Source organism: Pantoea sp. 1.19, assembly GCF_001922585.1.
Classification (GTDB): domain Bacteria; phylum Pseudomonadota; class Gammaproteobacteria; order Enterobacterales; family Enterobacteriaceae; genus 1-19.
This window is the reverse complement of sequence record NZ_MRBS01000002.1, coordinates 1-14,118: the sequence shown is the minus strand read 5'-3', so window position 1 is coordinate 14,118 and position 14,118 is coordinate 1. Positions and strand designations below refer to the sequence as shown.

At 53.7% G+C, this 14,118-nt stretch carries 10 protein-coding genes and 3 tRNA genes; 10 read left to right on the top strand and 3 right to left on the bottom strand.

What is annotated here, in order from left to right; translation table 11 throughout:
• Positions 1 to 2: 2 nt before the first annotated feature.
• Positions 3 to 1,394: a D-serine/D-alanine/glycine transporter gene (cycA, locus tag BS626_RS04105; protein WP_075181137.1), complete on the bottom strand. Its 1,392-nt coding sequence runs from the start codon at positions 1,392 to 1,394 to the stop codon at positions 3 to 5.
• A gap of 174 nt (positions 1,395 to 1,568) precedes the next feature.
• Between cycA and BS626_RS04100 the strand changes: the two genes are divergently transcribed.
• The 3 genes from BS626_RS04100 (at position 1,569) to BS626_RS04090 (ending at position 4,044) form a co-directional block, all read left to right on the top strand.
• Positions 1,569 to 2,261: an extensin family protein gene (locus BS626_RS04100; RefSeq protein WP_075181136.1), complete on the top strand. Its 693-nt coding sequence runs from the start codon at positions 1,569 to 1,571 to the stop codon at positions 2,259 to 2,261.
• A gap of 198 nt (positions 2,262 to 2,459) precedes the next feature.
• Positions 2,460 to 3,299, top strand: a complete 840-nt coding sequence (gene sdiA / locus BS626_RS04095; protein WP_371328479.1) for a transcriptional regulator SdiA — start codon at positions 2,460 to 2,462, stop codon at positions 3,297 to 3,299.
• A gap of 124 nt (positions 3,300 to 3,423) precedes the next feature.
• On the top strand, positions 3,424 to 4,044 hold the full coding sequence (locus BS626_RS04090) for a GNAT family N-acyltransferase (RefSeq protein ID WP_075181590.1): 621 nt from the start codon (positions 3,424 to 3,426) through the stop codon (positions 4,042 to 4,044).
• Positions 4,045 to 4,049: 5 nt separating this feature from the next.
• Here BS626_RS04090 and BS626_RS04085 read toward each other — a convergent pair whose 3' ends face one another.
• Both BS626_RS04085 and BS626_RS04080 read right to left on the bottom strand, forming a co-directional pair.
• A complete protein-coding gene (locus BS626_RS04085) occupies positions 4,050 to 4,385 on the bottom strand; it encodes a GlpM family protein (RefSeq protein ID WP_075181134.1) in 336 nt (111 codons plus the stop codon).
• 70 nt (positions 4,386 to 4,455) lie between these two features.
• A complete protein-coding gene (locus BS626_RS04080; RefSeq protein ID WP_075181133.1) occupies positions 4,456 to 4,680 on the bottom strand; it encodes a DUF2594 family protein in 225 nt (74 codons plus the stop codon).
• Positions 4,681 to 4,887: 207 nt separating this feature from the next.
• Here BS626_RS04080 and uvrY point away from each other — a divergent pair, with 207 nt between their 5' ends.
• The 7 genes from uvrY to BS626_RS04035 form a co-directional block, all read left to right on the top strand.
• A complete protein-coding gene (uvrY, locus tag BS626_RS04075) occupies positions 4,888 to 5,547 on the top strand; it encodes a UvrY/SirA/GacA family response regulator transcription factor (protein WP_075181589.1) in 660 nt (219 codons plus the stop codon).
• Positions 5,540 to 7,372 (top strand): excinuclease ABC subunit UvrC, encoded by a 1,833-nt coding sequence (uvrC, locus tag BS626_RS04070; RefSeq protein WP_075181132.1) that lies wholly within the window; start codon positions 5,540 to 5,542, stop codon positions 7,370 to 7,372. The genes uvrY and uvrC overlap by 8 nt, the downstream gene beginning before the upstream one ends.
• A 73-nt stretch (positions 7,373 to 7,445) precedes the next feature.
• Positions 7,446 to 7,994, top strand: coding sequence for a CDP-diacylglycerol--glycerol-3-phosphate 3-phosphatidyltransferase (gene pgsA, locus BS626_RS04065; protein ID WP_075181131.1), 549 nt, complete (start codon positions 7,446 to 7,448; stop codon positions 7,992 to 7,994).
• Between the two features lie 158 nt (positions 7,995 to 8,152).
• A tRNA-Gly gene (locus BS626_RS04060) sits at positions 8,153 to 8,228 on the top strand.
• 39 nt (positions 8,229 to 8,267) lie between these two features.
• A tRNA-Cys gene (locus tag BS626_RS04055) sits at positions 8,268 to 8,341 on the top strand.
• Positions 8,342 to 8,347: 6 nt separating this feature from the next.
• Positions 8,348 to 8,434 (top strand) — tRNA-Leu (locus BS626_RS04050).
• A gap of 1,495 nt (positions 8,435 to 9,929) precedes the next feature.
• A partial coding sequence (locus BS626_RS04035) for an autotransporter outer membrane beta-barrel domain-containing protein (protein ID WP_256374841.1) occupies positions 9,930 to 14,118 on the top strand: 4,189 nt, incomplete at its 3' end.

Genomic DNA, 14,118 nt, shown 5'->3' with positions numbered 1-14,118 from the left:
CATCAGGCGGTTTTGCGGCGACGCAGCCACCAGCCGAGAGCCAGCAGAACAAACCACACCGGCGTCACCATCAGTGCCTGGCGCGTGTCCTGCTCCAGCGTCAGCAGCACCAGCACAAAAGCGAAAAACGCCATGCAAATCCAGCACATCGCTTTGCCCAGCGGCATTTTATAGCGCGACGCCGCGTGCAGTTGCGGGCGCTGTTTCCGGTAGGCGAGGTAAGAACAGAGAATGATGGTCCAGACAAACATAAACAGGATTGCCGACACGGTGGTCACCAGAGTGAATACGGTCATCACATCGGGGATCAGGTAAATCAGAACCACGCCGCCCAGCAGGCAAATGCAGGAAAAAAACAGCCCGGTGGTCGGCACGGCCCGGCGCGAGAGGCGACCGAAGCTGCGGTGAGCCACGCCCTGCTCAGCGAGGCCATACAGCATGCGGCTGGTTGAAAAAATACCGCTGTTGGCCGATGAGGCGGCCGAGGTCAGGACCACAAAGTTCACGATGCTGGCCGCCGCTGGCAGGCCAATCAGGACGAACATCTCGACAAACGGGCTGCGATCGGCGAGTACCTGGGTCCAGGGGGTGACGGCCATGATCACCATCAGCGCCAGCACGTAAAACATGATAATGCGCAGCGGAATGGCGTTAATTGCCCGCGGCAGCACCTTTTCCGGATTCTCGGTTTCCGCCGCCGCGGTGCCCACCAGCTCAATGCCGACGAAAGCGAACACGGCAATCTGGAAGCCGGCGAAAAAGCCGCTCAGCCCTTTGGGAAACAGGCCACCGTGATCCCAGATATTGGACAGCGATGCGGTGCCGCCGCCCGGTGACGGGTAGTGCATGGCCACCAGCACGATGCCGGTGACGATCAGCGCCACGATGGCGATAATTTTAATGATCGCAAACCAGAACTCGAGTTCGCCAAACAGCTTCACCGTCACCACGTTCAGGGTGAGAAACACCGCAATACAGAGCAGGGCGCTCATCCACACCGAAAAGTCGGGAAACCACAGCTGAAAATAGGCGCTGATAGCCACGACGTCGGCGATACCGGTCACGACCCAGCAAAACCAGTAGGTCCAGCCGGTAAAATAGCCGGCCCAGGGCCCGAGTAAATCGGCGGCAAAATCGCTGAACGACTTATACTCAAGATTGGAAAGCAGCAGCTCGCCCATGGCACGCATGACGAAAAACAGCATAAAGCCGATGATCATATAGACGAAAATGATCGAGGGTCCGGCCAGACTGATGGTTTTGCCCGAGCCCATAAAGAGGCCGGTACCGATGGCACCGCCGATAGCGATGAGCTGAATATGGCGGTTGTGCAGGCTGCGACGCAGCGTTTCCGGTGGTTCTGTCAGAAGGGCTTCTTTTGATTGATCGACCATAGCGTATCCTGTCTGTCGGTGATGTTGTGAAAGCTCTGCTGGCTTTTCATTGTGCTTTATTTCATCCGCTTACGCGTAGGTAAGCTGGCATAAGATAGTGTAAACAGCACGGCATCCGGTAATTGTTTTTTTACATATGTGAGTAACACCGCTATTCATCCCCTGGGGAGCTGCATGAAAGCACTGATCATCCTGTTACTTCTGGCGCTGCTCGGTTGGGCCGCCGCCCCTTGGCTCAGCAGCAGGGTGCCGCCCGGCTGGCATCCCTTCACGCCGCTGGCGCCGGGAGATCCGCCGACCTGGGTCACCCGCTATAAATTGTCGCGTCTTGCCGACGATCCGGCGTCCTGCCGCGCCATACTGCAGCGGCTTCAGCAGGCGGGAATGCTGCGCTACCGGCAGGTGGCAGACAGCGACGGACGCTGTCCGCTACGCGGTGCGGTGCGGGTTGAGCGATTCGGAACGGTCGCGCTCAGCGCGTCATTTCTTGCCAGCTGCCCGCTGGCGGTGCGCAGCGCATTCTGGGTGGCGACTCAGGCCGCACGGCCGCTGGAAGGCGGGGCCGTGCTCGCGCGCATCGATCACGTGGGGAGCTTTGCCTGCCGAAATATCTATCACCGCGCCGAGGGACGACGTAGCGAACACGCCAGCGCCGATGCATGGGATGTGACCGGATTTCGCTTCGCCGGTGGGCCCGCGATCGGCGTTAATGCGGACTGGCAGCAATCCTCCGCCGCTGGCCGCTGGCTGCGCCGCGCTTTCCGGCAGGCCTGCCCCTGGTATGGCAACGCGCTCGGTCCTGACTATAACGCTGCCCACGCCAGCCATTTTCACTTTGGCCTGCGAAGCTGGGGGACGTGCCGCTGATATCCCACTGATGGCCAATACACCGCCTCATCCGCGGGGCACAGAAATATGAAGTGAGACAACTTTATTCAACAAGAAAATTTTACTTAAAGGAAAGTGTTAAGATTTTTCTATGAGTTTGTGAAAGACAGCGAGGTAAAATCGTTGAAATAAACTAAGATAACTCTTATTCTCTGTACAGAACATACTGCGTGCGTAATGTGCCTATTCTTCGACAGATTGGGTGCGGCATGGCTATATCTCTACCCGAGAATATTTCTAAGATTATTATGCGGCAATGTAGAACATGACTGGCTTCATGTTTCTGTGAGGCATCTAATGAACACCGACAATTATTTCGTCTGGCAAAGATCGGTGCACCATGCCTATCAACAGCTCAGCAGTGTGCAACAGGTCACGGATTTGCTTTCTCAGCAGGTCAGAGAGTTGGGTTTTGATTATTACGGTTTGGTTATTCGGCATCCGGTGCCGTTTACCCGGCCAAAAACATTCATCTATAGCAATACCCCCACGGCCTGGCTCGATCATTACCACCAGCAGAAGTTTATGGATAATGATCCGGTCATCGCGCTGTCACGCCGCCCTGGCAGTCAGGCGGTGTGGGAAGACGCGCTGTTTGAGCATAACCCTCCTCTGTGGCAGGACGCCCGGGCATTTGGCCTGCGCGCCGGATTTTCCTGTTCGGTAATGGCGGCGAATCGCGCCTGCGGCATCTTTTCGGTGGCAAAAGGCGAGGAGGCGCCGCTCGCCTTGCAAAACGGCCTGCCTGAGCAGCTGCGCTATCTGGCGGAGCAGGTAATGGCTACGCTGATTCGCCTGAACGACAGTTCGATGTGCGCCCTGAATATCACCCTGACCCGACGCGAACGCGAAATATTGCTCTGGACGGCGGAGGGTAAAACGGCAGCAGAAATATCGCTGATTTTGTCGATATCTGAGCATACTGTTAATTATCATCAAAAAAATATGCAAAAACGCTTAAATGCACCGAATAAAACTCAAATAGCCTGCTATGCGGCTGCCGTTGGGCTGCTTTAACGTCTCAGATTGCAATGCGCGGAGGGATTGGCGCGAATTTTACCGGCAAAGGTAACAGACAACGCGCCCGATGTTGCACATGTTGCCGAACATTATCACGCAGGTGTGCACAGGATTTTTTATGATAAAAATTATTCAAACGCAATTTAAGGATATGCCATCGTCGCTGATTGCTGAATTAGGCAGCTATCGCTATAGCGTCTTCACCCGCGGAGAGGGGTGGTCGATTCCACAGCGGCTGTATACCCCAGGCCAGGAATATGATCGGTTCGACCGCTCCGACGTGCACTGGCTGATTGCCTGGCATCCTGAGCACGGTATCTGCGGCTGCGCCAGGCTGATGGCGTGGCGCGAACCGCCGGCGCAGGCCCTGCAGGGCGTCAGCCACACGCTGGTGGCGGGAAAAACCTTGGAGCTGTCGCGTTTCTCCGCGCAGCTCTCGGTCAGTCAGGAGCTGCCTATGCAGCTGCTGTGGCACGCGCTGCAGATCGCGGAAATTGACGGTAATACGGCGCTGATCACCGCTGCGACGCCGATGCTGGAGCAGATGTTTGACGCACATCAGGTCGTGTGGTCACCGCTGACGCCGGGGCTGTTGCAATCGGAAGAGACCCTGTTTGCGGTGCAAATACCGGTGATGCAGAGCGCGCTGGCGTCGCGCTACCGCGGCGCGCGGCGCTTTACCCCGGCCGAAGTGCTACCGAGCCTTGGGGTGATGACGCACTGGCGTACCCACGGCCGCTAGCCCGCTCAGTGATACCGCCCCCAGAGGGCGATCAGCGCCCAGGCCGCGGCGGCCCAGCACGCCACGGCGGCGAACAGGGCTACGCTCAGGCGAAAGCTGCCCGCGAAATACCACAGCGACAGCAGATAGATGAAATAGGGGATAATTGACCACATGCCAAACACGATGGTTTGCCGCAGCGCTTCAACGCCGCGCTCGCTGCCGACAATGGCGTGCGCAATCAGAGCAAAGGTAGGAAACAGCGGCACCAGCCCGGCGAGGGCATAGTGCCGCGTTTTCGCCAGTACGCCGAGCAGAATTACGATCCCGGCTCCCAGCAGGGCTTTTATCAACAGTGCCATCGTTACCGCATCCGTTAGTCAAAAGCCTACAATGACGCATGGCTAACGTTCAGGCAACGGCAATGCGACGCTAACGGCGAAAAGCCTGTTTAATCTGCGCGATAGTTTCATTGTATACCGCCGCTTCACGCGCATCATCCAGCTCGGCGATCTGTTTCTCCATCTTCAGAATGACTTTACCGGCATCGGCCTGACCGATGCTTTTAAGCATCAGCGTAACCAGCGCCTTCAGGCAGGAAATTTCACTGGCCAGGGCGGCGGGTTCCGGTTTAGTTACAAAATCGTTCTGCGTCATAAGTTCTCCAACGTCCAAAAACCTTTAGCGCGCGCGGGGCGACGCTACTCATCATTCATCCAGCTTAACACATCTGCGGCTTTGCAGCAGCGTGGCGCGGACAGCCTGATGCTGTCAGTGGTCACGGGGCTAATATTCGGTGCCATCGCGGCTTAAAAAAGAGTAAAATAGATGACTTTAGCTGCCCGCGTATTGGAGAGTGTCGCTGTGATTACCGTTCTTCTCGTCGATGACCATGAACTGGTGCGCGCTGGCATTCGTCGCATCCTGGAAGAGATAAAAGGCATCCAGGTCACTGGGGAAGCCAGCTGTGGCGAAGAGGCGGTCAAATGGTGCCGCGCCAACCCGGTGGACGTGGTGTTAATGGATATGAACATGCCCGGCATTGGCGGTCTGGAAGCGACGCGTAAAATCCTGCGCTACAGCCCCGATGTCAAAATCATCATGCTGACCATCCACACGGAAAATCCGCTGCCGGCGAAGGTGATGCAGGCCGGTGCCGCCGGCTACGTCAGTAAAGGTGCCGCACCGCAGGAGGTGATCAGTGCCATTCGCGCGGTCAACGCCGGTCAGCGCTATATTGCCTCGGATATTGCTCAGCAGATGGCCCTGAGTCAGATTGAACCGCAAAAGGCCGATTCGCCGTTCAGCTGTTTGTCGGAACGGGAATTGCAGATTATGCTGATGATCACCCGGGGCCAGAAGGTGACGGACATTTCCGAACAGCTGAATCTAAGCCCGAAGACCGTTAACAGCTATCGCTACCGCATGTTCAGCAAACTCAACATCAGCGGTGACGTCGAGTTAACGCACCTGGCCATTCGCCATGGCCTGCTCAATGCGGAGTCCCTGATTAGCAGTGAATGATGTTTTTGATCCTCAGACTTTCCTGAAAACGGTCACCAGTCAGCCCGGCGTATACCGCATGTATGATGCCGACGACACGGTGATATACGTTGGCAAAGCGAAAGACTTGAAAAAGCGGCTGACCAGCTATTTCCGTGCCCAGCTGGCCAGCCGTAAAACGGAAGCCCTCGTGGCGGCCATTCATCACATTGACGTCACCGTCACCCACACCGAAACCGAAGCGCTGCTGCTGGAGCATAATTACATCAAGCTCTATCAGCCGCGCTATAACGTGCTGCTGCGTGATGACAAATCCTATCCGTACATTTTTCTCAGTGCGGATGCGCATCCGCGTCTGGCGATGCACCGCGGTGCCAAACACGCCAAAGGGGAGTACTTTGGTCCGTTTCCGAACGGGTATGCCGTGCGGGAGACGCTGGCGCTACTGCAAAAAACGTTTCCGATTCGCCAGTGTGAAAACAGCGTCTATCGCAATCGCTCGCGCCCCTGTCTGCAGTACCAGATTGGCCGCTGCCTTGGCCCGTGCGTCAGCGGACTGGTGTCTGAAGAGGAGTACGCCCAGCAGACCGACTACGTGCGTCTGTTCCTCTCCGGTAAAGACGATCAGGTACTCAGTCAGCTGGTGACGCGCATGGAGCAGGCCAGCCAGGCGCTCGATTTTGAACAGGCCGCCAGCCTGCGCGACCAGATTCAGGCGGTGCGCCGCATCACCGAAAAACAGTTCGTTTCCGGGCAGGGGGAGGATCTGGACGTGATCGGCGTGGCTTTTGACGCGGGCATGGCCTGCGTGCACGTCCTGTTTATACGCCAGGGCAAAGTCCTGGGCAGCCGCAGCTATTTCCCGAAGGTGCCGGCGGGAACCGAGCTGGCGGAAGTCGTGCAGACCTTCGTCGGCCAGTTCTATTTGCAAGGCAGCGAAGCGCGCACGCTGCCCGCTGACATCCTGCTGGATTTCACGCTGCCGGAAAAAGATCTGCTGGCGCATTCGCTCTCCTCGCTGGCTGGCCGCCGCGTGGCAATCCAGAGCAAGCCGCGCGGCGATCGCGCCCGTTATCTGAAGCTGGCGCGCACCAACGCCGCCACGGCGCTGGTGACGAAGCTCTCGCAGCAATCGACCATTCATCAGCGGCTTAAGTCCCTTGCCGAGGTGCTTGGCCTGCCGGCCATTCGCCGCATGGAGTGTTTCGACATCAGCCACACGATGGGCGAGCAAACCATCGCTTCCTGCGTGGTGTTCGACAGTAACGGTCCGGTGCGCGCGGAGTATCGTCGCTACAATATCAGCGGTATCACTCCCGGCGATGACTATGCCGCGATGAATCAGGTGCTGCGCCGCCGCTATGGTAAAGCGTTAGAAGAGAGCAAAGTGCCCGATGTGATTTTGATTGATGGCGGTAAAGGCCAGCTGTCGCAGGCGAAGCAGGTGTTTGCCGGGCTGGAGGTCAGCTGGGACAAACAGCACCCGCTGCTGCTGGGCATTGCCAAGGGCAGCGATCGCAAAGCCGGACTGGAAACCCTGTTCCTGGAGCCGGAAGGGGAGGGGTTCGCCCTGCCGGCAGATTCGCCGGCGCTGCACGTTATCCAACACATTCGCGACGATTCACACAATCATGCGATTGCCGGGCACCGGGCGAAGCGAGCGAAGGTGAAAAACACCAGCGCGCTGGAGAGCATCGCCGGCATCGGTCCGAAACGCCGGCAAATGCTGTTGAAATACATGGGGGGGCTGCAACCCTTAATGAACGCCACGGTCGAAGAGATCGCGAAAGTCCCCGGCGTTTCGCATGCGTTAGCAGAAAAAATATTCTATGCCCTGAAGCACTAAACATTGAATCCCCTGAGGGTTTATAGGAACATACGGGTACAAACACACCTCCGTCAGCCAGTTAGCGTACCCTATGCGATTGAATATTCCGACGTGTCTCACCCTGTTCCGGGTTGTTCTTATCCCGTTCTTTGTGCTGGCGTTCTATTTGCCGTTCCACTGGGCACCGATGGCCTGTGCGCTGATTTTCGTTTTTGCCGCTATCACCGACTGGTTTGATGGCTTTCTGGCCCGCCGGCTGAAGCAAACCACCCGCTTTGGTGCCTTCCTCGATCCCGTTGCCGACAAGGTCATGGTGGCGATTGCGCTGGTGCTGGTGGCAGAGCACTTCCATGCCTGGTGGATAACCCTGCCGGCGGCCACAATGATCGCGCGTGAAATCATTATCTCGGCGCTGCGGGAGTGGATGGCGGAAATTGGCAAGCGCAGCAGCGTGGCGGTATCGTGGATCGGTAAAGTCAAAACGACGGCCCAAATGCTGGCGCTGGTCGCGCTGCTGTGGCGGCCCGATGCGCTGGTGGAGGGGGTTGGAATTGCGGCACTCTATTTCGCGGCGGTGCTCACCTTCTGGTCGATGTTCCAATATTTAAGCGCGGCGCGCCACGATTTGCTTGAACCGTGATCGATACGATTTAAAAAACAGCAAACGGAAGAAAAGTGAGGATAATTTTATTGACTCACTGCGCGATGTCAGTAGAATGCAACGCATCGAAAGGCGGCAGGGTTCGCCAGAAGATAATGTAAATCAGTAAGTTCGCTGTAGAAAGTGAATTTACCCCTGCGGGAATAGCTCAGTTGGTAGAGCACGACCTTGCCAAGGTCGGGGTCGCGAGTTCGAGTCTCGTTTCCCGCTCCAGTTTTTAGCACGATGAATCCTCATCGGCTTCAGGAATACGGCGCGTTGGCAGAGTGGCCATGCAGCGGATTGCAAATCCGTCCACCTCGGTTCGACTCCGGGACGCGCCTCCACATTTTGCCCAGATGGTGAAATCGGTAGACACAAGGGATTTAAAATCCCTCGGCCTTATGGCTGTGCGGGTTCAAGTCCCGCTCTGGGCACCATAGGTTTTACCGAAAAAAACAAGCAGTAAGCAATGTCGATACCGCCTCATCAGGGCGGTTTTTTTATGCCTGCCGCTTCTGGTTTGAATCTGTTACATACCGTTCAGTCTGCCCTGTAGAACGACCGCCATTCTGCCCCCCTGATCGCGCTGACTCGCCTTTTGTAACGGGGGATAGTGTAAATATCCAGCGCAGTGTAATGATGAAAAACGCCCCCTCATGACCGCGATGCTACCCGGCGCTGCACAAGCTATCCTCTTGGTCTGATAATCACTCTTAACGTCGAATCTGGGCTGCTAAACGCACGGCGATATCCGCAGATTACACAAATAGCCGACCGGACAGGTTGACTTTACTCCTCCTCCTACGAAGCCAGGCCGGGAAACAACGCGTTTTTTCCGGATAATACGCCATCAAATGAATCGGCGGTGTCAGCTGACACCGCCGCTGTCGGCCTGCTCGTGATAATGAAACACGTTTTATATCGTTAGCGATGCGGGGAGCCGCAAAACGACCAGCAGCCGGCCTTGAGTCACAATGACAGCCGAATCGCTTTTGAGCGTTAGGTTATGAGGAGAAGTGGCCTGGGGAATAAGTCGCAGAGCCTGAGCGCACGCTGATTGAGGTTATCCGGATAAGAGAGGGGGATTACGCGCCATGAGCGTCATATCTCATCGGCACGATTTTTCTGTGCATTACCCGGGCTGAGGCGGGTTTAACCAGATAGCGACTTCAGGTGCGAGGAAGGGTTTTCAGCTACTTCATCCGCAAAATTGGATTAAGTCATATTTTAAATAAAAATTTTGCGCTTTTTGTAGCCTTTAAGTTCGTTCATCGCGGTTTATTGGTTGCTAACGCTGTAGATCTGGTTTTAACCAGCTGGGAAGTGTTCATCAGATTTGTCAAAGCGAGCGCACTACAGTACGGTATTTACAGATGGCGTTACCTAGACAAAAAATACTTTATCAAAATATTTAAATATAACTACATGTATCATAAGTAAATTTTTTAAGGAATGGAGATCTTCTATTTTATGATTTATATCATAATTACTTTGGTTAATTGTTCCTCTTAGAGGTTGGCGTGAGGGAGTGTAAATTTATTTTTTAATTCGTGCTTAAATTATTTTTTGGAAACTTAATTCTTTGTTGTAATCCAGTTTTCCGCCAAAAGATTGGTTTAGAAATAGTGTTTCTACGCAATTCTTCCTCATTACTTACACCACTCTATCCTGTTTAAGATGATTAGATGTGCGGTCATTCACTTAACGAATGATCTTTTTTTATATTAAAATCAACTTGTTATGCTGTGTTGGTTAGCTGGTGAACCGCACGGAAAACAAGTAGGACGATGCTTTTTGTAGAGAAAACAGCAATTCATTGATATGGATCAAGATAAGTAAATATTGGGGGGTTAGGAATATTCGCATAATTTTAAGGTGTGACTATAATCCGCTGATCAGAATTATCTGTATCTATCGTCGGGGCAGGGTTGAATGAACAGAGTTTACAAAGTAATTTGGAACGCTTTACTGGGCGCGTGGATTGTTGCCAGTGAGTTAGCAAAAGGTAAGCAAAAATCCTCCAGTGCGGGCCAGGGGAGCCGCGCAGAAAGAAAACAGGCGAAAAGGTTGGCCAATACCTTTGTACTTGTCAGCCTGCTTTATGGTCAGCAGGCGCTGGCGGCCAGCGTATGCAGCGTCTCGACGGCTAAAGAGCTGGGCGCAGCCCTGAACAATAACGAATGTACAGATATCGCCCTGACTGCCGATATCAATCTCGGCGATTACCGTGACGGTGCGCTTTATCCGGGCTCCAGTAATGTACCGGGGGCAAGCGGATTAAACAATTATACCGTTAAACTTGACTTTGGCACACGCCAGGCTATCACGATCGACGGTGCGGGTAATTATGGAATCAATAATGGTAATAACGGCGCCTATCGTTTTGCGATTCGCGGCGGTGACGCGAATAATCCTGTAACATTTACTATCAAAAATGCCACTCTTACAACCACCGCGTCAGAAAAAATTGCTAATAACTTTTTTACCAGCGTCGGTGATAGTGCATCTAACATTAATGTTATTTTTGATAATATTAAAGATATACCTAACTCGACGTTGGGGTTGATGAGCTATGGCTCAGATGCGAATAATGGAGTCGCTTACCTGAGAGCCAATGGAAGCTATAGTACAAGCAGCTCAGGAAATACACTTAATGGTATAGATGCTAATTACAAAAAAGGGTATACGTATAATCAAAATATTTATAGCAAAGTAACTATCGGCAATTTTCTGAACAATAATGCCAGTAATCCTTTTTATAGCGTAGCCTACAAACAGTGGGTTAACGGCAGTAAAGTGGACTTCATCGGTAAGCTGGACTTTTATGGTACAGGAGATAATGGAACCTATGCTTATGTTTTCTGGAATAAAACTAACGATCTTGCGCAAAATCAGCTGACATTTAAAAACGGCTCAGATGTCAGTTTCAACCTGGATTCACGGACTAAGCTGACTACCGGTGATGGTAATAATGGCAGTAATGGCTACGGTTATTCTTACGTTTTTGAAGACGGAGCCAGTTTTAAACTGTGGAGTAAGCAGAATGTTCTTGGCGACGTGACGGGAAACAATGTCGGTTTAGCGATTGGTAGTTATAATAAAGACACGAAAGAATTTGGTGCTGGTGCAAAAATTATCACTGCAGGGGTAAATGGCGACAAGCTTACCGGGGATGGAGTTACCAATCTGGGTGGGCAAAACTACGCGGTTGGCGGGGCGCTATACTCACAAAGTATCGTAAATAATGGTCAATATAATCCGGGTGATGTGATATTTAACCTTGCGGGAGGGTCATCTTTTAATGTGACAGGTATTGGTATTAATGTGTTAAAAAGCCAGTATCTTAAAGATACATCAGACAAGATAACAACGAATCCCAATAATAGTGGGATTTATATTCGTTCGGCGACCGACATCAGCGCAGCGACCGGTATGAACATTGTTCATGATGGTACCGGTGAAGTTATTATTAAAAATACCGGAACACTGGACACCACCACCTCCGGCATCACGCTTAGCTCTGCATCTGCAAATAGTATGAATGTGGATATGCGTCAGGGCAAGGCGGACTCGCGTGCCGGAACGATCAATGCGTCGTCTGGCACAGGCATTACCGCCGGTAACACCACCTCGGATAACGTAGTATTGAATTTGACCGGTGGTACGATAAACACCTCTGGCACAGCAACCGGGATAACCCTGAGCAATCCCAATAACACTGCCACGCACAGTCTCAATGATCTTACCGTCAACCTTAATGGCAGCGGAGAGCTGCTGGCAAAAGCGGATGCGGTAAAAGTTGCACTCAGCAACGTAGTCTTAAATTTCAGCGATCGCGTAGGTCTGAGTAAGCTTGAGGGAATACGTTTTCTCAGCAGTAGTAACGGTAGTAACACCCTGAATGTGGGCGGAACCGGTACGGGCATTGCCACCACGAACACCGGGATCGCCAATCTGGACAGCCAGGCGTTACAAATTAATGTTAACGGCGCTGGAGTTGGCGTAGCAACAAGCGGGGGCGGCGTAGATTTAACACGCCCTGGGCTGGCTATTAAAGTCAATAGCAGCGACGGCACGGCGCTCAGTGTCGCCGATGGCAGCAGCAACACCACCACTATTGGCAGTCAGGTGGCGCTGGATGCGATGGGGGCAACGGCGATAAATTTTTCCGGCAATGCGGCTAAAACCTTAGTTAATCAGGGAACGGTTAAAGGCAACGTGGTCTTTACCGGAGATGTAGAGAATATCATCACGAATAATGGCATTCTGGATGGTACGCTGACGGCTGGCAACGGCAATAACACCCTATTATTGGGCGAGGGATCGCAGAGCCTTGGCGTCATTGCTTTTGGTAATGGGGATAACAACGTTACGATTAATAACGGTGCGCGGCTTGCATCTATCACTACCGGATCGGGTAATGATACGTTCACGCTAAATGATTTAAAAGGAAATAATACCTATCTCGGTACTCTTGATGCCGGTAGCGGCAACAATACGCTATCGCTGAATCGCTCGCAAAGTCAACTTCAGGCGGAAACAGCACTTCGCGGATTTTCGACAGTGAATCTGATCGATAATAGCGATCTGACGCTGGTGTCTGAGAATAATATTACCACAGGCACGCTATTACTTGATGGCGGCAGTCAGTTACAGTTTGGTAGTGATTACAACGGCAGTTTTAGCGCCAGTCTCGGCAACGTTACGGCCGGCGATGGCAACATCGTTGTAAATAGTGGCGCGAATGTTACGCTCGCAAGCGTGGGTACTAATGCTTTTAGTGGTAAATGGCAGATCAATGCGGGGGGATCCCTGACTACCTCACAGGAAGAGCAGATTGCCCGTAGCAGCAGTTTTGCCCTTACCGGTATTATGAACCTGAACGGAATGGCGACTTTCAATAATGTTTTAACCGGTTCGGGGACGTTGAATATTAATGGAGCCAATCAGCCATTTAGCTTTGGTAGTAATACGGGCAACGCCTTTTCCGGTGATGTAAATCTGACTAATACCCGTTTTGAACTGTCGGGCGTAAACAGCACGGCCTTAACGGGTGCAACGTTGAATAACGCCAGCGGCAGCGTAATTAACGTCGGAACAGACGACCAGACGCTGGGTAATCTCACTTTAAGCGGCGGAACAACCGCCTTTACTACCGGTAATATCATCACTGACACACTTTCTATTATTCAGCAAAGTGCTATCCGTATTACGCCTGATGCCCTCCTGAACGGCAATGTGCTGGATCAGGCTAAGGTTCAAACGCGTAAAGTAATTAATAGTAGCAACACGCTGAGCGCGCAGAGTCTGGCGCTGTTAACATTGCAAAATGGCCAGGGAGAGTCGTTGGGGAGTGGTTCGCAGACAGCAATTAACCAGAATGGTAATGAAGTAGCTGAGGGAACTTATAATTATTCTCTGGCCGGTCCTGACAGTGGACTGACCATCACCGCACAGCTCATTAAACTGGCGCTGGCCGCTAACCAAACGCTGGCATTAGATACGCAAAATGCGCAAAAAGATTTCAGTGCTCAAATTACCGGCAGCGGTAATCTTAATCTTAGCGCGGGTAGCGGGACACTGACACTGAGTGCACAGAATAACAACTACACCGGTTTGACGCAGATTACCGATGGCACGGTGGTGGCGGGCAGCGACAGCGCGCTGGGGAGCACCGCGCAGCTGACCACGGCGGCGGGCGCGGCGTTTAACCTCAGCGGCCGGACCCAGACGCTGGGGGCGCTGACCAACAACGGCGCGGTGACCCTCGGCGAGAACGGCGCGCTGACCAGCGGCGCGCTGGCCAATGGCGGCACGGTGGATATCGGCGGCGGCGCGCTGACGCTGACGGACGGCGGCAGTTCGACGGCGGCCGGCGGCCTGACCGGCGACGGGCGGCTGGTGCTGACGGGCGGCGAACTGCTGCTGTCGCAGGCCAACGCGGGCCTGTCGGGCAGCGCGGCGGTCGGTAAGGGGGCGAGCCTGACCCTGAGCGGTGCGGGCGCGCTGGGCGCGGCGGCGGTGGACGTGGCGGACGGCGGGACGCTGAACCTGCAGGCGGCGCAGACGTTGGGCAACGCGCTGAGCGGCGCGGGGACCGTCAACACCGACGCGGCGGTGA

Excerpts from the sequence above, each read along its gene's own strand:
- pgsA (WP_075181131.1), top strand. The coding sequence starts at position 7,446 with ATGCGATTGAATATTCCGACGTGTCTCACCCTGTTCCGGGTTGTTCTT.
- BS626_RS04100 (WP_075181136.1), top strand. The coding sequence starts at position 1,569 with ATGAAAGCACTGATCATCCTGTTACTTCTGGCGCTGCTCGGTTGGGCC.
- sdiA (WP_371328479.1), top strand. The coding sequence starts at position 2,460 with ATGTGCCTATTCTTCGACAGATTGGGTGCGGCATGGCTATATCTCTAC.
- BS626_RS04080 (WP_075181133.1), bottom strand. The coding sequence starts at position 4,680 with ATGACGCAGAACGATTTTGTAACTAAACCGGAACCCGCCGCCCTGGCC.
- cycA (WP_075181137.1), bottom strand. The coding sequence starts at position 1,394 with ATGGTCGATCAATCAAAAGAAGCCCTTCTGACAGAACCACCGGAAACG.
- BS626_RS04085 (WP_075181134.1), bottom strand. The coding sequence starts at position 4,385 with ATGGCACTGTTGATAAAAGCCCTGCTGGGAGCCGGGATCGTAATTCTG.